13 protein-coding genes, 4 tRNA genes, 1 pseudogene and 1 other annotated feature are annotated in these 17,818 nt (G+C 46.3%); of the genes and pseudogenes, 17 read left to right on the forward strand and 1 reads right to left on the reverse strand.

From position 1 onward, the window contains the following. The first annotated feature begins 18 nt into the window (after positions 1–18). The 16 genes from T355_RS0112555 (at position 19) to rpoC (ending at position 16,109) form a co-directional block, all read left to right on the forward strand. On the forward strand, positions 19–771 hold the full coding sequence (locus T355_RS0112555) for a glucosaminidase domain-containing protein (RefSeq protein WP_051555592.1): 753 nt from the start codon (positions 19–21) through the stop codon (positions 769–771). 47 nt (positions 772–818) lie between these two features. Further along, on the forward strand, positions 819–2,441 hold the full coding sequence (locus tag T355_RS0112560; protein WP_027398037.1) for an ABC-F family ATP-binding cassette domain-containing protein: 1,623 nt from the start codon (positions 819–821) through the stop codon (positions 2,439–2,441). A gap of 62 nt (positions 2,442–2,503) precedes the next feature. Next, positions 2,504–3,796 carry a DEAD/DEAH box helicase gene (locus T355_RS0112565; RefSeq protein ID WP_027398038.1) on the forward strand — a complete coding sequence of 431 codons (1,293 nt, stop codon included), beginning with the start codon at positions 2,504–2,506 and terminating at the stop codon, positions 3,794–3,796. 129 nt (positions 3,797–3,925) lie between these two features. After that, positions 3,926–4,010, forward strand: a tRNA-Tyr gene (locus tag T355_RS0112570). Positions 4,011–4,029: 19 nt separating this feature from the next. Next, positions 4,030–4,105, forward strand: a tRNA-Met gene (locus T355_RS0112575). A 12-nt stretch (positions 4,106–4,117) separates the two neighbouring features. Next, positions 4,118–4,193, forward strand: a tRNA-Thr gene (locus T355_RS0112580). Between the two features lie 7 nt (positions 4,194–4,200). Beyond that, positions 4,201–4,277, forward strand: a tRNA-Met gene (locus tag T355_RS0112585). A 171-nt stretch (positions 4,278–4,448) separates the two neighbouring features. Beyond that, on the forward strand, positions 4,449–4,598 hold the full coding sequence (rpmG, locus tag T355_RS0112590) for a 50S ribosomal protein L33 (RefSeq protein WP_027398039.1): 150 nt from the start codon (positions 4,449–4,451) through the stop codon (positions 4,596–4,598). 102 nt (positions 4,599–4,700) lie between these two features. Continuing rightward, entirely contained in the window at positions 4,701–4,871 is a 171-nt protein-coding gene (gene secE / locus T355_RS15090) for a preprotein translocase subunit SecE (protein ID WP_071997220.1), read from the forward strand. Positions 4,872–4,905: 34 nt separating this feature from the next. Next, complete coding sequence (gene nusG, locus T355_RS0112595; protein ID WP_027398040.1) at positions 4,906–5,454, forward strand: transcription termination/antitermination protein NusG; 549 nt, start codon at positions 4,906–4,908, stop codon at positions 5,452–5,454. Between the two features lie 26 nt (positions 5,455–5,480). After that, positions 5,481–5,906 (forward strand): 50S ribosomal protein L11, encoded by a 426-nt coding sequence (gene rplK / locus T355_RS0112600; protein ID WP_027398041.1) that lies wholly within the window; start codon positions 5,481–5,483, stop codon positions 5,904–5,906. Positions 5,907–5,967: 61 nt separating this feature from the next. Next, a complete protein-coding gene (rplA, locus tag T355_RS0112605) occupies positions 5,968–6,651 on the forward strand; it encodes a 50S ribosomal protein L1 (protein ID WP_027398042.1) in 684 nt (227 codons plus the stop codon). Positions 6,652–6,667: 16 nt separating this feature from the next. Continuing rightward, positions 6,668–6,806 (forward strand) — a sequence feature (ribosomal protein L10 leader region). Positions 6,807–6,828: 22 nt separating this feature from the next. Continuing rightward, the gene (gene rplJ / locus T355_RS0112610) at positions 6,829–7,377 is read left to right on the forward strand and encodes a 50S ribosomal protein L10 (RefSeq protein ID WP_027398043.1); all 549 of its coding nucleotides are present in this window, start codon (positions 6,829–6,831) and stop codon (positions 7,375–7,377) included. A gap of 61 nt (positions 7,378–7,438) precedes the next feature. Continuing rightward, the gene (rplL, locus tag T355_RS0112615; RefSeq protein ID WP_027398044.1) at positions 7,439–7,807 is read left to right on the forward strand and encodes a 50S ribosomal protein L7/L12; all 369 of its coding nucleotides are present in this window, start codon (positions 7,439–7,441) and stop codon (positions 7,805–7,807) included. A 347-nt stretch (positions 7,808–8,154) separates the two neighbouring features. Next, positions 8,155–11,982 carry a DNA-directed RNA polymerase subunit beta gene (locus T355_RS0112620; protein ID WP_027398045.1) on the forward strand — a complete coding sequence of 1,276 codons (3,828 nt, stop codon included), beginning with the start codon at positions 8,155–8,157 and terminating at the stop codon, positions 11,980–11,982. 20 nt (positions 11,983–12,002) lie between these two features. Continuing rightward, positions 12,003–16,109: a DNA-directed RNA polymerase subunit beta' gene (rpoC, locus tag T355_RS0112625; RefSeq protein WP_027398046.1), complete on the forward strand. Its 4,107-nt coding sequence runs from the start codon at positions 12,003–12,005 to the stop codon at positions 16,107–16,109. A 79-nt stretch (positions 16,110–16,188) separates the two neighbouring features. Here the strand turns inward: rpoC and T355_RS14880 are convergent, their stop codons facing one another. Then, positions 16,189–16,533 carry a helix-turn-helix domain-containing protein gene (locus T355_RS14880; RefSeq protein WP_051555580.1) on the reverse strand — a complete coding sequence of 115 codons (345 nt, stop codon included), beginning with the start codon at positions 16,531–16,533 and terminating at the stop codon, positions 16,189–16,191. A gap of 324 nt (positions 16,534–16,857) precedes the next feature. Between T355_RS14880 and T355_RS15185 the strand changes: the two are divergent. Next, positions 16,858–17,514 (forward strand): annotated as a pseudogene (locus T355_RS15185) (flagellin); the annotation flags it as partial. Positions 17,515–17,818 lie beyond the last annotated feature (304 nt).

Genomic DNA, 17,818 nt, shown 5'->3' on the forward strand with positions numbered 1-17,818 from the left:
GCCCGTTTTTTATTTGCCATGGGTGTGCTGGCAGTGTTAAGCTGTGGCAGTGCAACAGAGGCAAAGTCTATTGCTGATAGTAATGCAGAGCCTGTTAAGAAAACCACAGTTTCTACAGAGAGAACATATAATAATGGTAAAACAAAGGTGGTTACCGACAAGAGCAGTTCAACTGAGAAGAAAAAGAGCTTTGCTGAAAGAATAGAGGAGATACTTCATCCTACACCTGTGGAGCAGCCAGAGGTCGTATTGCCAACCTCATCCGATGAAATGAATATTATGGGCAGTCCTGTGGCAACTCGGGAGCAGTGTGTAAGATACCTTTTGAAGAACAATCCAAATCCGCTCCTTAATACCACTCCGGAGGAATTGGTAAACTTTTATTATGAAGAGGCTTCCTTGGAGGGCATACGTCCTGATATCGCCTTTGCACAAGCTCTGAAGGAAACAGGCTTTTTCAGCTATGGAGGTACCGTTATTCCGGCTCAAAATAATTATTGCGGTCTGGGAACCACTAGTGCCACAGTAAAGGGAGCCTTTTTCGAGTCCCCACGGGTGGGGGTAAGGGCCCATATTCAGCATCTGTTGGCCTATGTTTCCACCAAGAATCCGGCTACTCCGGTGGTGGATCCACGTTATTCCCTGGTAAGGGGCGTTTATGGTAGCAATACCCTTAACCAGTGGCAGGACCTTAATGGTCGCTGGGCTGTACCAGGAGTTGGTTACGGCCAAAGTATTTTAGATTATTATCATGCAATTTTAAATTCATGATTAATATATAGTAATTTTTAAAACAGTATAGAGAGGATTTTTTTACAATGATTTCAACAAGTGGTGTTACACTCCAGTTCGGTAAGCGCGTGCTCTTTAAGGATGTTTCCATTAAGTTTACTCCGGGAAACTGCTATGGCGTTATTGGTGCCAACGGTGCTGGTAAATCCACCTTTCTGAAGCTGCTTTCCGGCGATATTGAGCCTACCAAGGGTTCCATAGATATTACTCCTGGTGAGCGCATGTCCGTACTGAAGCAGGACCATTTTGCCTTTGACCAGTATGATGTTATCCGTACAGTTATTATGGGTAACCAGCATCTGGTAGATATTATGGAAGAAAAGGACGCAATTTATGCTAAGCCTGATTTCTCCGATGAAGATGGTATTCGTGCCGGCGAACTGGAAGCAGAATTCGCCGAGCTTAACGGCTGGGATGCAGAGGCTGATGCGGCAAAGCTGTTAAATGGACTTGGCATCCATGAGGAGCATCACAACAAGATGATGTCCGAAATGGATCCAGATCTGAAGGTGCGTGTCCTCTTGGCCCAGGCTCTGTTCGGAAATCCGGATATTCTTCTTCTTGACGAGCCTACCAACCATTTGGATTTGGAATCCATTAAGTGGTTGGAGGACTTCCTGGCAGACTTTGAAAATACTGTTATTGTAGTATCCCATGACCGTCACTTCCTAAATCAGGTATGTACACATATTGCAGATGTGGACTTTGGCAAGATTCAGCTTTACGTTGGTAACTATGATTTCTGGTATCATTCCAGCCAGTTGGCTTTGCAGATGGCCAAGGATGCCAACAAGAAGAAGGAAGAAAAAATCAAGGAATTACAGACCTTTATTGCCCGCTTTGCGGCTAACGCGTCCAAGTCCAAGCAGGCTACTTCCCGTAAGAAGCTGCTGGAGAAGATTACCCTTGACGACATTAAGCCATCTTCCCGCCGTTATCCATATATTGCCTTCACCCCTGACCGCGAGGCTGGTGATCAGCTGTTGATAGTTGAGGGTATTTCCAAGACTATTGAGGGTGAGAAGGTTCTTGATAATGTAAGCTTTACCCTGAAGAAGGGAGATAAGGTGGCGTTTACTGGCCCTAATAGTGCTGGTAAGACTGCATTGTTCCAGATTCTCATGGGGGAAATGGAACCAGATGAGGGTACCTTTAAGTGGGGCGTTACCACTACTCAGGCATATTTGCCAAATGACAACACCAAGTATTTCGAGGGCTGCGAACTGAGCTTGACCGATTGGCTTCGTCAGTATTCCAAGGATCCGGATGAATCCTTTGTTCGTGGTTTCCTGGGACGCATGCTGTTCAGTGGCGAGGAGAGCTTGAAGAAGGCCTCTGTTATCTCCGGTGGTGAGAAGGTTCGTTGTATGCTGTCCAAAATGATGCTCAGTGGTGCCAACGTTCTTTTGATGGATGAGCCTACCAACCATCTTGATCTGGAATCCATTACCGCCCTTAATGATGGCCTTATTGCCTTTAAGGGTACCTTGCTCTTTACATCCCATGACCATGAGTTTGTACAGACTATAGCTGATCGTATTATAGAGCTTACTCCAGGTGGTGTATTTGATAAGTTTACTACTTATGATGACTTCCTTGCTGATGAGGAGCTCCAGAAGCGTCTGGCTGCACAGTACGAAAATAAATAAGCGTTGTATTGGCTCCCCCAATTTGGGGGAGCTATCTGTATATATGTATATGAGGGATTATTATGAAATTATTTGAAGAATTAAGCGTTTCACAGCCCCTCTGTGATGCTTTAAAGAAAATCGGTATAAGAGAGGCCACTCCAGTCCAGGAGCAGGCTATTCCGGCTCTCAGAAACGGCCGTGACACTATTGTTCAGGCCCAGACCGGTACAGGAAAGACCCTGGCCTTTTTGCTGCCTTTATATGACAAGATTAAGACACAGGCGGATAATGTTCAGACTTTGATTATCACTCCTACCCGTGAGCTTACTATTCAGATTTCCAAGGTAGCGGCAATATTGGATAAGGCCACTGGTGTACGTTCCTTGGCAATTTACGGCGGTCAGGATATTGAGCGCCAGAAGCATAAGCTGGGTCGTGATCCCCACGTTATTATTGGTACTCCGGGGAGAATTCTGGATCATCTTCGCCGTCGCACATTAAATTTTTCCACCACCAACAAAATAGTTCTCGACGAGGCGGATGAAATGCTTCGCCGTGGCTTCATTGAGGATGTGGAAACCATACTTTCCACCATGGCCAAGGACAGGCAGATTATGTTGTTTTCCGCCACTATGCCCGATCGTATCAAATCCCTGGCCCATCGCTATATGGTCCAGGTTCAGCACGTTGAGATAAAGGCGGAGCATATCACCTTGGACACCATTAAACAGCGCGTGGTGGATACCATGGAAACATCCAAATTGGACAAGCTCTGTGAGCTTATTAATGAGGAGCAGCCATATTTGGCCATGGTCTTCTGCTCTACCCGTACACGGGTGTCCCAGGTGGCTATGACATTGGCCAAGCGGGGCTATCTGGCAGACGAGCTGCATGGTGAGCTTAGCCAGCTTCAACGTACCAACGTGTTAAAAAAATTCCGTCAGGCTAAGCTCCAGATTTTGGTTACCACTGATATAGCAGCCCGCGGACTGGATATTGAGGGAGTAACTCATGTATTTAACTATGATATTCCTCAGGATACCGAAAGCTATATACACCGCATTGGTCGTACGGGACGTGCAGGCCAGCAGGGTGTAGCCATTACCTTTGTAAATGCCCGCCAATATAATATGCTGAGAAAAATCGAGGCTGGCATAAAAAATCACATTACCAAGGATATTTCTGGCAGAAGCTTGGCATCCCGTATAAAAAGAGAAAAACGGGAAAAGGAGCTTGCACTGAAAAAGCAGCAGGCTGAAAAACAACAGGCAAAAAAAGCAAAAAGCAAGTATGCAAATAGAAAGGGAAGTACCCACAAAGGCCGTAATGACAGGTCTCGCAGGCTTCGTGACAGGGCAAAAAGAAAAAAATAATAAAAAAATAAAAAAAGTGCTTTACAAACTCAAAATAAGATGATAGTATATATACCTGTCAGCGGGAAACACAAAAGACGCACTGATAGAGGTGCATCGGAGTGATAACCGCCACCAAGTGAAGATACTGGGTAGGTGCCCGAGTGGTTAAAGGGAACGGACTGTAAATCCGTCGCCGTAGGCTACGATGGTTCGAATCCATCCCTGCCCACCATTTTATATCTTCAGAATATCGCGGGATGGAGCAGTCGGTAGCTCGTCGGGCTCATAACCCGAAGGTCAGAGGTTCAAGTCCTCTTCCCGCAACCAAAAGCTTGGTATGCTGATATAGCTCAGTCGGTAGAGCGCATCCTTGGTAAGGATGAGGTCACCAGTTCAAATCTGGTTATCAGCTCCATATATATGGCTGCGTAGCTCAGTTGGCTAGAGCATTCGGTTCATACCCGGAGTGTCAGGAGTTCAAATCTCTTCGCAGCCACCAACTACTAAATTTAGCCCCTTAATAAAGGGGTTTTATTTATGCCATAAATGAAATGTCCTTCATTTTTATTTTAATGAGCTTGTCTGTTGACACTCAGAATATATTATGATAAATTATGTTAGTGACATTTTGTTAAGTGTACATAATTTTCAATAGTAAGGAGTGCATACGATGCGCAATGCGGTTACGTTGGCCTGCACTGAGTGCAAGAGTCGCAACTATCAGACCAACAAAAACAAGAAGAACGATCCAGATAGAATCGAATTCAACAAGTATTGCAAGTTCTGCAAGAAGCACACACTGCACAAGGAAACCAAATAATTAGCAGTAGAGTGTAAGGGTTGCAATATTAGACAGGATGTGAATGCATTGACGAACGAGAAAGCGTCAGCAGTTCAGACGAAGTCTTCAGGTTTTAACCCTATGCAGTTTTTGCGTGAAGTTTCGGCTGAAATGAAAAAGGTATCCTGGTCCACTAAGGAGGAGCTGGGCAGATATACTGTTGTGGTATCCATAACGGTTTTCATTGTATGCTCTCTGATTTGGATATGCGATACGTTCTTTACAAGGTTGTTTAATCTAATTTTACGTTAAGACTGGAGGGTAGGGATGCTGGGCATCCAAGTGTATGGAATCTGAAAAGAAGCTTGAAAGACATTGGTATGCTGTACATACCTATTCTGGATACGAAAATAAGGTTAAGTCCAATCTTGAGAGAAAAGTTAGTTCCTTGGGATTGGAAGACAAAATCTTCAATGTGCTTGTTCCTGTAAAGGATGAGATCGAAAAGAAGAACGGCGTCGAAAAAGTAATCAAGAGAAAGCTTTTCCCTGGTTATGTATTTGTCGAGATGATTGTCAACGAAAAGACATGGTTCGACGTTAGAAATACTGACGGCGTTACTGGATTTGTTGGTTCCGGTACAGATCCTACACCTATCGGTGAAGCAGAGATGGAAAACATCCTCAGCAAGATGGGAATGGGCGAAGCCAAGGTTATTGTCAACATTGATGTTGAGGTTGGCGAAGTCATTAAAATCAAATCCGGTTCATTTGAAAATTACGCAGCAAAGGTTGTTTCCGTGGACAACGAGAAGGGCAAGGTTAAGGCTCTTATCGACATGTTCGGTCGTGAAACTCCTGTTGAACTTGATTTTGATCAGGTAGAGAAAAGCTGATTTCCTTTTAAGGAGGTGTATATAAGATGGCAAAGAAAGTTGCAAAGATGGTAAAGTTGCAGGTTGAGGCTGCTAAGGCTACTCCAGCTCCTCCAGTAGGTCCTGCTCTTGGTCAGGCTGGTGTTAACATCATGGCTTTCGTTAAGGAATTTAACGAGAGAACTGCTAAGCAGGCTGGTCTCATCATTCCAGTAGAGATTACTGTATTTGAGGATAGATCCTTTACCTTTATCACTAAGACTCCTCCAGCTGCTGTACTTCTGAAGAAGGCTGCAGGTCTGGCAAAGGCTTCTGGTGAACCAAACAAGAACAAGGTTGCAAAGCTGCCTCGCGCAAAGGCTCAGGAGATTGCTGAGTCCAAGATGGCAGATTTGAACGCTGCAAGCATTGAGGCTGCTACTCGTATGATCGAGGGTACTGCTCGCAGCATGGGTATCGAAATCGTTGACTAATAATTGATTTCGTGCTCGTGGGAGGAAAATCCGTTATTACCACGAAGGGAGAAATTTTAAAATGGCAAAAGCAGGTAAGAAGTATCAGGACGCTGTAAAGCTTCTTGAGACTGGTAAAGTTTACACTGTTGAGGAAGCTGTTGATCTCGTAAAGAAGACTGCAACTGCAAAGTTCGACGAGACTATTGAGCTTCATGTACGCTTAGGCGTTGATCCTAAGTATGCAGATCAGCAGGTTCGTGGCGCAATCGTGCTGCCACATGGTACTGGTAAGTCCAAGCGCGTATTAGTATTTGCTAAGGGCGCAAAGGTTGAAGAGGCAGAGGCTGCAGGTGCAGACTTTGTTGGCTCCGACGAAATCGTAACTAAGATCCAGGGTGGCTGGACTGACTTTGATGTCGCTGTAGCTACTCCAGATATGATGGGTACTGTTGGTCGTCTTGGTAAAATCCTCGGTCCTAGAGGCTTGATGCCAAACCCTAAACTCGGTACTGTAACTATGGATCTTGGCAAGGCAATCAGCGAAATCAAGGCTGGTAAGGTTGAATACCGTACTGATAAGGCTGGTAATGTTCATTGCCCTATCGGCAAGGCTTCCTTCGATGCTAACAAGCTCGTAGAGAACCTCAATGCTTTGATGGATACATTAATTAGAGTAAAACCGGCTGCTGCAAAGGGTCAGTATATCCGCTCTGTCACCATTAGCTCCACTATGGGCCCTGGTGTTCCAGTAGTACATGCTTGATTTTTTGTGGGCTGTATAATAAAATAGTCTATGGCTGTAGACAGCAGGTATGGAGCTTCGGCTTCATTTAAAGGAGACGCCTGCCGAGGCCGGATGCTTACGCATGAATATGCGGCTTCCGGTAAATCAGCCGGAGGCCGTTTTTGCTCTTTATATTATAAAAAAGGAGGTGTATTCATGGCTGTTACAGAACAGAAGAAGGCAATTGTTGCTAACTTAAAAGAAATTCTCACTAGCTCCAAGGGTGCTGTCATCACTTCTTACAAGGGACTGACTGTTGCTCAGGATACTGCACTGCGTGTAGAACTCCGTAAGGCTGGTGTTACCTACCATGTAATCAAAAACACAATGACTCGTATTGCTGCCAAGGAGGCAGGTCTCGATGATATGATTCCATTCCTCGAGGGTACTACTGCTATGGCATATTCTGCTGACGATGCAGTTGCTCCTGCAAAGGTTATCAGCGAGTTCATTAAGAAGAACAACCTGGCTGAAGAGGAAAAGCTCGTAGTCAAGGGTGGTATCGTTGAGGGTAAGGTAGTAAGTGCTGACGAAGTTAAGGCTATCGCTTCTCTGCCTTCCAGAGAGATCCTCATCGGCAAGCTGCTGGGCAGCATGCAGGCTCCAGTTTCCAACACTGTTGGTATCATGGGCAACATGGTTCGCAGCATCGTCAATGTGCTTGACGCTATTCGCAAGCAGAAGGAAGAGCAGGCATCCGCTTAATCTGACCGCTGCTTAAAATATTTAAAAAAGAAATTAATGTTAAAAATTGGAGGAAATAAAAATGACTAACGAAGAAATTTTAGAGGCAATTGGTAACTTGACTGTTCTTGAGCTTTCCGAGCTCGTAAAGGCTGCTGAGGAGAAGTTCGGCGTATCCGCTGCTGCTCCTGTAGCTGTAGCTGCTGCTGCTCCTGCTGAGGGTGGCGCTGCTGGTGAGAAGTCCGAGTTCGACGTAATCCTGAAGGATGCTGGCGCTGGCAAGATCAACGTAATCAAGGCTGTTCGTGAGGCTACTGGTCTCGGCCTGAAGGAAGCAAAGGCTCTGGTTGACGGTGCTCCTGCTGCTGTTAAGGAAGGTCTGTCCAAGGCTGACGCTGAGGCTCTTAAGGGTTCCCTCGAGGCCGCTGGTGCAACTGTAGAGCTGAAGTAATTTCTGCTTTATTGATAGCTTCTAAGTAAAACATAAGGCTGTGGAAAATGAGCAATCATTTTTCACAGCTTTTTTGTTTTTGTATAGGTATTTTCCTTGACATGTATAATATATATTGGTAAAATAAATTGCTACAGGTTAAAAGACTGTAGTAGTGACTTCGGTCACCAAGAAAATAGTAAATAAGTTCGTGCAAGGGGTATTAAATGGATTCATCAGGTGTTTTCGGACATTTGGCAATGCGTCGTGTGGTTTTAGCCCATGAAGAGGTGTTGTGAATCTGTTTATTTTTCGTGTGCGGATTTTTTGTCATTTTTGTTATTTTTAGCTAAGGAGTGAAGTTCTTAATGTTTCATCCTGTGCCGGTAGGCAAACGAACCAGGTATAGCTATGCCAAGATCAAAGAAGTTATGGAGATGCCACACCTTCTTGACATTCAGAGAAAGTCCTATGAATGGTTTATTGGCGATGTAGAAAAGGGTACCAAGGGCGCTGGCCTTATGGAAATCTTCGAGGATATTTCCCCTATTACCGATTTCCAGAACAAGATTGAATTAAGACTGTTGGATTACTCTCTGGGCGAGCCAAAATACGGCTTGGAGGAGAGCAAGGAAAGAGATGCAACCTATTCTGCACCTCTTCGTGTAAAAGTTCGTCGTATTAACAAGGAAAATGGTGAGTTCCATGACAGCGAAATCTTCATGGGTGACTTCCCTCTGATGACTGACTCCGGTACATTTGTTATCAACGGTGCAGAGCGTGTTATCGTAAGCCAGCTGGTACGTTCCCCAGGTGCTTACTATGGTGTCACCGTGGATTCCTCTGGTAAGTCCCTGTTCAATGCTACAGTTATCCCTAACCGTGGCGCTTGGATTGAGCTTGAAACTGATACCAACGATGTTATTTCTGTTCGTATTGATAGAACCCGTAAGCTGCCTGTAACTGTTTTCCTGCGAGCTCTTGATTTCATTAACAAGGCTGAAATCGCAAGAAACCAGCAGATTGCCGATGGCACTGCAAGTGCCGCTGAAACAGGCCGTAACGAGGATCACATCGAGGTGCTGACCTCTGATTTGTCCTTCGGAACCAAGGATGAAATTTTGGCACTCTTCAACAATGACCCTGCAATCGTTGCAACCCTTGAGCGTGATGCTACTGAGGGCATGGATGGCAGAACCATTGAAGAAGTAGCTTTAGATGAGATTTATAAGAGACTTCGTCAGGGCGAGCCATTTAACGTAGATAATGCCCGCTCTATGCTCCGCAGCTTGTTCTTTGATAAGAAGCGTTATGATTTGGCTACTGTTGGCCGTCATAAGATTACCAAGAAATTGGGCTGGAAGCATCGTCTGGTAGGCCAGGTTCTGGCTGAGCCATTGGTAAATCAGGAGACTGGTGAGGTCGTAGTACCAGCTAATGAGCTGATTACCCAGGATTTGATTGATGAGATTTCCGATGATCAGGAGAAGGGTATTTTTGGCGAAGGCAAGGCTATTATCGTTCAGGTTAAGCTGAATGATGAGGGTGACCTGCTGGATATGATTTGCTCCCCAACTCTCATTGATAAAAAGCGCACCATTGCTGTAAACGATATTATTGCATCCATCAGCTATCTGCTGAATCTGATGCATGGCGTTGGCCGTACTGATGATATCGACCATTTGGGTAACCGCCGTGTTCGTTCTGTAGGTGAATTGCTGCAGAATCAGTTCCGTATCGGTCTTACCCGTATGGAGCGCGTAGTTCGTGAGCGTATGTCTACTCAGGAGGACATTTCTGCAGTACAGAACCTCATTAATATTCGCCCAGTTGTGGCAGCAATTAAGGAATTCTTCGGTTCCTCCCAGCTGTCTCAGTTCATGGATCAGCATAACCCATTGGCAGAGCTTACTCACAAGCGTCGTCTGTCTGCCCTTGGCCCTGGTGGTTTGTCCAGAGAGCGTGCCGGTTTCGAGGTTCGAGACGTACATAACTCCCATTACGGTCGTATGTGTCCTATTGAGACCCCAGAAGGTCCAAACATCGGTCTGATTGGTTCTCTGTCCAATTACGCCCGTATCAACAAGTATGGTTTTATGGAGACCCCATATCGCCGTATTGACAAGGAAAACAAGCGCGTTACCAATGATGTTAAGTACATCACTGCTGACGCTGAGGATACTTTGGTTATTGCTCAGGCCAACGAACCATTGGATGAAAATGACTGGTTCGTAAATGAGCGTGTAGTAGCCCGTGTTCACGAGGAGACCACTGAGGTTCGCCGTGAAAAGGTTGACTACATGGACGTATCACCTAAGCAGGTGGTTTCCATTGCAACTGCCATGATTCCATTCCTGGAAAACGATGATGCTAACCGCGCACTGATGGGTGCCAACATGCAGCGTCAGGCAGTTCCGCTTCTCCGTACCCAGGCTCCACTGGTTGGTACTGGTATGGAGTACAAGGCTGCGTGCGACTCCGGTGTTATGATTTTGGCTAAGCATGCCGGTGTGGTTGATTCCGTAAGTGCAGACAAGATTGTTATCCGCACTGAGGACGGCGATTTCGATGAGTACAAGCTCCAGAAGTTTATGCGTTCCAACCAGGGCACCTGCATTAACCAGCTCCCTATCGTATTTAAGGGTGATGTGGTAGAGGCGAAGCAGCCTATAGCTGATGGTCCTGCTACTGACCATGGTGAGCTGGCATTGGGCTACAACATTATCGTTGCATATATGCCATGGGAAGGTTACAACTACGAGGATGCTATTCTTCTTAGTGAAAACCTCGTTAAGAGAGATATTTATACCTCCATTCATATTGAGGAATATGACTGCGAGGCTCGTGATACCAAGCTGGGACCTGAGGAAATTACCCGTGATATTCCAAATGTTTCCGAGGAAAATCTGAAGGATTTGGACGAAAACGGTATTATCCGCATTGGTGCAGAGGTTAGAACCGGCGATATTCTGGTAGGTAAGGTAACTCCAAAGGGAGAAACTGAGCTGTCTGCCGAGGAGCGCCTCCTTCGTGCTATCTTTGGTGAGAAGGCCCGTGAGGTTCGCGATACTTCCTTGAGAGTTCCTCATGGTGAGGCTGGTAAGATTGTTGACGTAAAGGTGTACAGCCGTGAGAACAATGATGAGCTGAACCCTGGCGTAAACAATATGGTTCGCGTATACATTGCCCAGAAGCGTAAGATTTCTGTAGGTGATAAGATGTCCGGTCGTCATGGTAACAAGGGTGTCGTTTCCCGTATCATGCGTGAGGAGGATATGCCATTCCTTCCAGATGGTACTCCAGTAGATGTAGTTCTGAACCCATTGGGCGTACCTTCCCGTATGAACATTGGTCAGATTCTGGAAACTCATTTGGGTATGGCTGTTAGAAATATCGGTACTCAGATTAAGAACGGTGACCCTACAGTTGAGAAGCGTCTCCGTGCTATTGGTTATGATTTTGACAAGTATGGCATGCCTAAGTCTGACAAGGCTGGCGTTCATATTGCAACTCCAGTATTCGATGGTGCCCGTGAGAAGGATGTATTCGATACTATTCGTGCTTCCGGCATGGATGAGGATGCCAAGACTGTTCTTTACGATGGCCGTACTGGTGAGCCTTTCAAAAATAAGGTTACTGTTGGTTGCGTATACATGCTGAAGCTGCATCATCTGGTTGATGATAAGATTCATGCCCGTTCCGTTGGTCCTTACTCCTTAGTTACCCAGCAGCCTCTGGGTGGTAAGGCACAGTTCGGTGGTCAGCGTTTCGGTGAGATGGAGGTTTGGGCACTGGAGGCTTATGGTGCTGCTTACACCCTGCAGGAGATTCTGACTGTTAAGTCCGATGATGTTGTGGGTCGTGTTAAGACCTATGAGTCCATTGTTAAGGGTGAGAATATCCCTGAGCCAGGCGTACCAGAGTCCTTCAAGGTTCTCATCAAGGAGCTCCAGAGTATCGGTCTGGATATTAAGGTTCAGGATGAGAATGCCAACGAGATTATGGTTCAGGACGATGAGGAAGACATCAGAGATGCAGCCAACGAGCTGGATGTTGATGTAAATGGTGTAGATGATTCCGGCAATGTGGCAGCACCTTCCGATGAGTATACGGAGGATGATGCTGAAGCAGCGGATGACTATTCTGATACTGACTTAATCGTTGACGTTAATGCCGATAATTTTGACAATGAATAATGGAAGGGAGTGACACGCCCTTGTTGGATGTAAATAACTTTGATTCAATGCGTATAGGTCTGGCGTCTCCTGATAAGATCAGAGAGTGGTCTTACGGTGAGGTTACCAAGCCAGAAACTATTAACTATCGTACTTTAAAGCCAGAGACCTCCGGCCTGTTCTGTGAGCGTATCTTTGGACCAACCCGCGATTGGGAATGTCATTGCGGTAAGTATAAGAGAATTCGCCATAAGGGTACTATCTGCGAGCGTTGCGGTGTTGAAGTAACCCGTGCCAAGGTTCGTCGTGAGAGAATGGGTCACATTGAATTGGCTGCCCCTGTATCTCACATCTGGTACTTTAAGGGTATTCCAAGCCGTCTGGGCCTTGTTTTGGATATTGCTCCAAGAGCCCTGGAAAAGGTTTTATATTTTGCCTCTTATATTGTAATTGACCCAGGTACTACTGAGCTCAGCAAGAAGCAGCTTCTCAGCGAGAAGGAGTACAGCGAGTATCGCAGCAAGTATTCCTCTGCCGCTTTCAAGGTAGGTATGGGTGCTGAGGCCATCAAGGAGCTGCTGGTTGAAATGGAAGCAGATCTCCCTGAGGATCAGCAGAAGCCAGAGGAGGGCATTATCAGCCGTCTTGATCTTTTGCATCAGGAGCTGACCAATGAGCTGAAGACTGTAACCAGCCAGCAGCGCCGCCTCAAGGCAATTCGTCGTCTGGAGGTTGTTGAGGCATTCCGTAAGTCCGGCAACAAGCCTTCTTGGATGATTATGGATGTGGTTCCAGTTATTCCACCAGAGCTGCGTCCAATGGTACAGCTGGATGGCGGTCGTTTTGCAACCTCCGATCTCAATGACCTGTATCGTCGTGTAATTAACAGAAATAACCGCTTGAAGCGCCTTTTGGAGCTTCATGCACCAGATATTATTGTCCGTAACGAGAAGCGTATGCTTCAGGAGGCTGTTGACGCCCTTATTGATAATGGTCGTCGTGGCCGTCCAGTTACCGGTCCTGGTAACCGCCCTCTGAAGTCCTTGTCCGATATGCTTAAGGGTAAGCAGGGTCGTTTCCGTCAGAACCTCCTCGGTAAGCGCGTAGACTACTCTGGTCGTTCCGTTATTGTAGTAGGTCCTGAGCTGAAGCTCCATCAGTGCGGTCTTCCTAAGGAGATGGCTCTGGAGCTCTTTAAGCCATTCGTTATGAAGCGTCTGGTTTCCGATGGTATTGCCCATAACATCAAGTCCGCAAAGCGCATGGTAGAGCGTGCCAAGGATGAGGTTTGGGATGTACTGGAAGGCGTAATCAAGGAGCATCCAGTTCTTCTGAACCGTGCACCTACACTGCATCGTCTTGGTATTCAGGCCTTCGAGCCAGTCCTTACTGAGGGTCGTGCACTGAAGCTGCATCCATTGGCATGTACTGCATACAACGCCGACTTCGATGGTGACCAGATGGCTATCCATCTTCCACTGTCCGCTGAGGCGCAGGCCGAGGCCCGTGTGCTGATGCTGGCAGCTAACCACATCCTTGCTCCTAAGGATGGTGGCCCTATCATCGTTCCTTCCCAGGATATGGTTCTTGGTTCCTACTATCTGACTGCTGTAAGAAATTCCAGCCAGGGCAGACCTATCGTAGGTGAGGGCAAAATCTTCACTGGTATCAACGAGGCACTGCTTGCTTATCAGCATCAGGAGCTGGATATTCAGGCTGAGATTAAGGTCCGCATGAAGGATGTTGATGAGGATGGCAATGTAGTTAAGGATTATGGTCTGGTTCGGACTTCTCTGGGCCGTATGATTTTTAATGAGACACTGCCAAAGGCTGTTCGTCAGTTCAGCCAGGACAAGAAGACCGGTGAATGGTCTCTTGGTATGCTCATGAACAAGAAACAGCTGGGCAAGCTGGTTGACATCTGCTTCAAGACTCTTGGTGCCAGCGAAACAGCAGTTGTTATTGATAATGTTAAGAATTTGGGTTACCACTATGCTTGTATCGCTGGTATGACCGTTGCTATCTCTGATATCAAGGTTCCAGAGAAGAAGCAGGCTCTGTTGGATGAGGCAGAGGCTAAGGTTAAGAAGACCCAGCGCCAGTTTGAGCGTGGTCTCATCAGTGATGAGGAGCGTTACAAGAAGGTCTGCAAGGTTTGGGACGATGCCACTAACCTGGTTGCCGATGCAATGTATGACAACTATGCAGATAACGAGCCATTTAACCCAATTTACATGATGGCTGACTCCGGTGCCCGCGGTAACAAGTCCCAGATGCGTCAGCTGGCTGGTATGCGTGGTCTGATGGCTGATCCATCCGGTAAGACCATCGAAATTCCAATTACCGCTAACTTCCGTGAGGGCCTGTCCGTATCCGATTACTTCATTTCTTCCCATGGTGCCAGAAAGGGTTTGGCGGATACTGCACTTAGAACCGCTGACTCCGGTTATCTTACCCGTCGTCTGGTTGATGTTGCTCAGGACGTTATCGTTCGTGAGGAAGACTGCGACGTTGTAGGTATTAACCTGATTCGCGAGCGTGCTAAGCTGGCAGAGTCTGCTGCTGCAGCAGTTGAGCAGCTGAAGGAAACTCTGGTGGGTCGTATTCTGGCTTCTGATGTTATCAGCCCAGAGACTGCCGAGGTTATTGTTGAAAAGGGTGTAACTCTTGATGAGGAAATCCTTAAGACCATTGGTGAGGCCGGTGTGGCAGAGATTACCCTCCGCGGTTCTTCTTCCAACAGCGATGCTGCTATTACCAATGCCGCAGCTACTGACACTGTTAAGCTCGGTGCTCCTGATGAAAATATCAGAAAGTCCATCAAGTCCGCAATGGTAGCAGAGATGATGGGCAAGGATACAACAGCAGCTGTTGTTGATAGCCAGGGCGTTGAAATCGTTCCTGCTGGTGTACCTCTCACTGAGGAGTACATTGAGGCTGTTCTTTCTAGCGATGCCAAGGAAGTTAAGGTCCGCAACAATAACATCCGTGGTATTGAGGTTGAAGCTATTGTTGAGGGCAGCGGCGTTATTGAGCCACTCAAGGATCGTATCGTTGGCCGTGTACTGGCTGAGGATATTATTAATCCTGAGACTGGCGAAAAGGTTGCTTCCATTAATGACGATATTGATGAGAAGCTGGCTGATGAAATCGTTAAGGTTCGTAACAAGGTATCCATCCGCAGCGTACTGACCTGTAAGTCTCAGTATGGTGTCTGCATCAAGTGCTATGGCCGTGATCTGGCTAATGCAACCAAGGTTAATGTGGGTGAGGCTGTTGGTATTATCGCAGCTCAGTCCATCGGTGAGCCTGGTACACAGCTGACAATGCGTACATTCCACTCCGGTGGTGTCGCAGGCGGCGACGATATTACCCAGGGTCTGCCACGTGTCGAGGAATTGTTCGAGGCACGTAAGCCTAAGCATAATGCCATCATCGCTGAAATCGAGGGTGACGTTACCGTTACCGAGAAGGATAAAATCTTCACCGTTACCATCACTCCTAAGGAAGGCAAGGAGAAGGCCAAGGAATACGTTCTGCCATTTAACTCCCGTCTTGCTACCAGAGATGGTGACCATATCATGCCTGGTGACAAGCTCACTGAGGGTTCCATTAACCCACATGATATTCTCCGTGTCTGTGGGCTGAAGGAAACCCAGAACTACCTCGTATATGAGGTACAGAAGGTTTACAAGCAGCAGGGTGTTGGTATCAACGATAAGCATATTGAGGTTATGGTTCGTCAGATGCTCCACAAGGTTCGTATCGAGGCTTATGGTGGCACCGACTTCCTGCCAGGTGAATATGTTGACATCAACAGCTTTGAGGCTGCCAATACCAAGGCTATTGCTGAGGGTAAGGAGCCAGCTGTTGCTAAGCCAATTCTCCTTGGTATCACCAAGGCTGCACTGGCAACTGATTCATTCTTGTCTGCCGCATCCTTCCAGGAGACTACTCGTGTCCTGACTGATGCTGCTATCAAGGGTAAGGTTGATCCACTTCTTGGTCTGAAGGAAAATGTTATCATTGGTAAGCTGATTCCGGCTGGTACTGGTATGGGCTGCTATCGTAACATCAAGGTGGTTTATGAAAATGAACCGGAGCAGGCTGTAGAGGCAGAGGCTGAAGCAGAAGCAGCTGCTGAATAAGTAAAAGAAAGCAATAAAATAAGGAGTTGTGAGTTGGAACCCTGCGGGGTCCACTCACAACTCTTTTTTTGTTAAATGTTCACTTTACATAGCGGTATTCTCTGGTGACAGTGCTAAGCACCGCATCACGGCCCCTGTCGTCCAGCTCACGGAATTTTTGTAAAAGGGCTATTTCATCACTGGATAGCTCCAGCGCAGCTGTATGCTCCTGATGAGGGATAGACAGCAGCGTATCTGCCGAAATGTCAAAATAAATGGCGATGTCCCGTATCTCTTCATCTCTGGCCGACCGCAATCCTCTTTCTATACGGTTCAGAACGCTTTGATGCATGTCAATGGCCTTTGCCAGCTCTCCTTGCTGTATTTTGTATGTTTGTCTTAGCTCAACTATTTGGTCGCCTATGGATATGTGATTATTTTTCATACTCAAAACCTCCTTACAAAGATGAAAAATAATTTTTTGCTAAAATGTAAAAAAACTCTTGACTTTGCTAAAATAGCAATCTATAATGACAATAGAGGTTGCTAGAACAGCAATTTATAATAAACATATCCCGAAGGAAAAACAGTACAGCTAATATAAAAACACTGGGGAAGCAATATAAATAGGCACTTCCGTTTATCAAATGTTGATACAGCACGCTGCTTTATATTTGGGATAGGTCTGTTATAAAATTTGCTAAAATAGCAAAATATAAACATTCGGCAGGGAAGCCGGATAAATGTAAATTTCAAGGAGGAATATATTATGTCTATGGTAGTAAAAAACAATGTAAATGCTCTGAACACCCTGAATGTACTGAACAAGAACCAGTCGGCTTTAGCCAAGAGCCTTCAGAAGGTTTCTTCCGGCATGAAAATCAACAGCGCTGCTGATGATGCTTCTGGTTATGCAATTTCCGAGCGCATGAGAGTTCAGATTCGTTCTCTGGATCAGGCAAATGCCAATACCCAGAACGGCAGCTCCATGATGAGGACTGCTGAGGGTGCTGTAAGCTCCACTGTGGAAATCCTCAAGACCTTAAAGGAAAAAGCGATCAGCGCAGCAAATGATTCAAACACTGACAATGACCGCCTTACCATTCAGAAGGAATTGGATCAGTCAATTGACCAGATTAATGATAATGCCAATGTAACCTTTAACGGCAAGTACCTGTTGGATGGTTCCAAGAATAACAAGGGCGAGGCCACCTTTACTGCATTGACCAATCAGAATTTGGACAAGAGCACCACTGCCGATACAAAGCTAACCGCATTGAAGGCCCGCAATGGAGACTCTCTGGAACTTACTGAAACTGACCAGATTACGGTATCTTATGTTCAGGCGGGTAAGACCTACTCTGCTACCTTCCAGGTGGGTGACAAGACCTTGCAGGACATCTTCAACGAAGCAGAAAATATTGACAAGGATAGTCAGATTTTTGCTACTTCTTCCAACGAAGCTGTTCAGAAGGCCAGTGGTGTAACTAATGCTTCCACCTCGGCCGCCGAGAACAAGGCTATTGATTACTTGAAGAATCAATTAGCTACAGGCGGCGTGGATATTAAGGACGCAGCGGGTGCGTCGATTACTACAGTAACTGCCGATGGTGGAACTGTTACCCTTGCTGATGCTAATGACTATGGCGACGAAGAAGGTGCTCTCCACAAGGCAGTAAGAGAAGCTCAGAAGGCTGTCGATAAGGCAACTGCAGCCGTGGGTACGTATA

The sequence above is a fragment of the Anaerovibrio lipolyticus LB2005 genome, from assembly GCF_000621545.1.
In the GTDB taxonomy this organism is placed as follows: Bacteria; Bacillota; Negativicutes; order Selenomonadales; family Selenomonadaceae; genus Anaerovibrio; species Anaerovibrio lipolyticus_A.

Bases quoted from the DNA above. Each gene is read 5' to 3' on its own strand.
- T355_RS0112555 (WP_051555592.1), top strand. From the start codon at position 19: ATGGGTGTGCTGGCAGTGTTAAGCTGTGGCAGTGCAACAGAGGCAAAG.
- T355_RS0112560 (WP_027398037.1), top strand. From the start codon at position 819: ATGATTTCAACAAGTGGTGTTACACTCCAGTTCGGTAAGCGCGTGCTC.
- T355_RS0112565 (WP_027398038.1), top strand. From the start codon at position 2,504: ATGAAATTATTTGAAGAATTAAGCGTTTCACAGCCCCTCTGTGATGCT.
- rpmG (WP_027398039.1), top strand. From the start codon at position 4,449: ATGCGCAATGCGGTTACGTTGGCCTGCACTGAGTGCAAGAGTCGCAAC.
- secE (WP_071997220.1), top strand. From the start codon at position 4,701: ATGCAGTTTTTGCGTGAAGTTTCGGCTGAAATGAAAAAGGTATCCTGG.
- nusG (WP_027398040.1), top strand. From the start codon at position 4,906: ATGGAATCTGAAAAGAAGCTTGAAAGACATTGGTATGCTGTACATACC.
- rplK (WP_027398041.1), top strand. From the start codon at position 5,481: ATGGCAAAGAAAGTTGCAAAGATGGTAAAGTTGCAGGTTGAGGCTGCT.
- rplA (WP_027398042.1), top strand. From the start codon at position 5,968: ATGGCAAAAGCAGGTAAGAAGTATCAGGACGCTGTAAAGCTTCTTGAG.
- rplJ (WP_027398043.1), top strand. From the start codon at position 6,829: ATGGCTGTTACAGAACAGAAGAAGGCAATTGTTGCTAACTTAAAAGAA.
- rplL (WP_027398044.1), top strand. From the start codon at position 7,439: ATGACTAACGAAGAAATTTTAGAGGCAATTGGTAACTTGACTGTTCTT.
- T355_RS0112620 (WP_027398045.1), top strand. From the start codon at position 8,155: ATGTTTCATCCTGTGCCGGTAGGCAAACGAACCAGGTATAGCTATGCC.
- T355_RS14880 (WP_051555580.1), bottom strand. From the start codon at position 16,533: ATGAAAAATAATCACATATCCATAGGCGACCAAATAGTTGAGCTAAGA.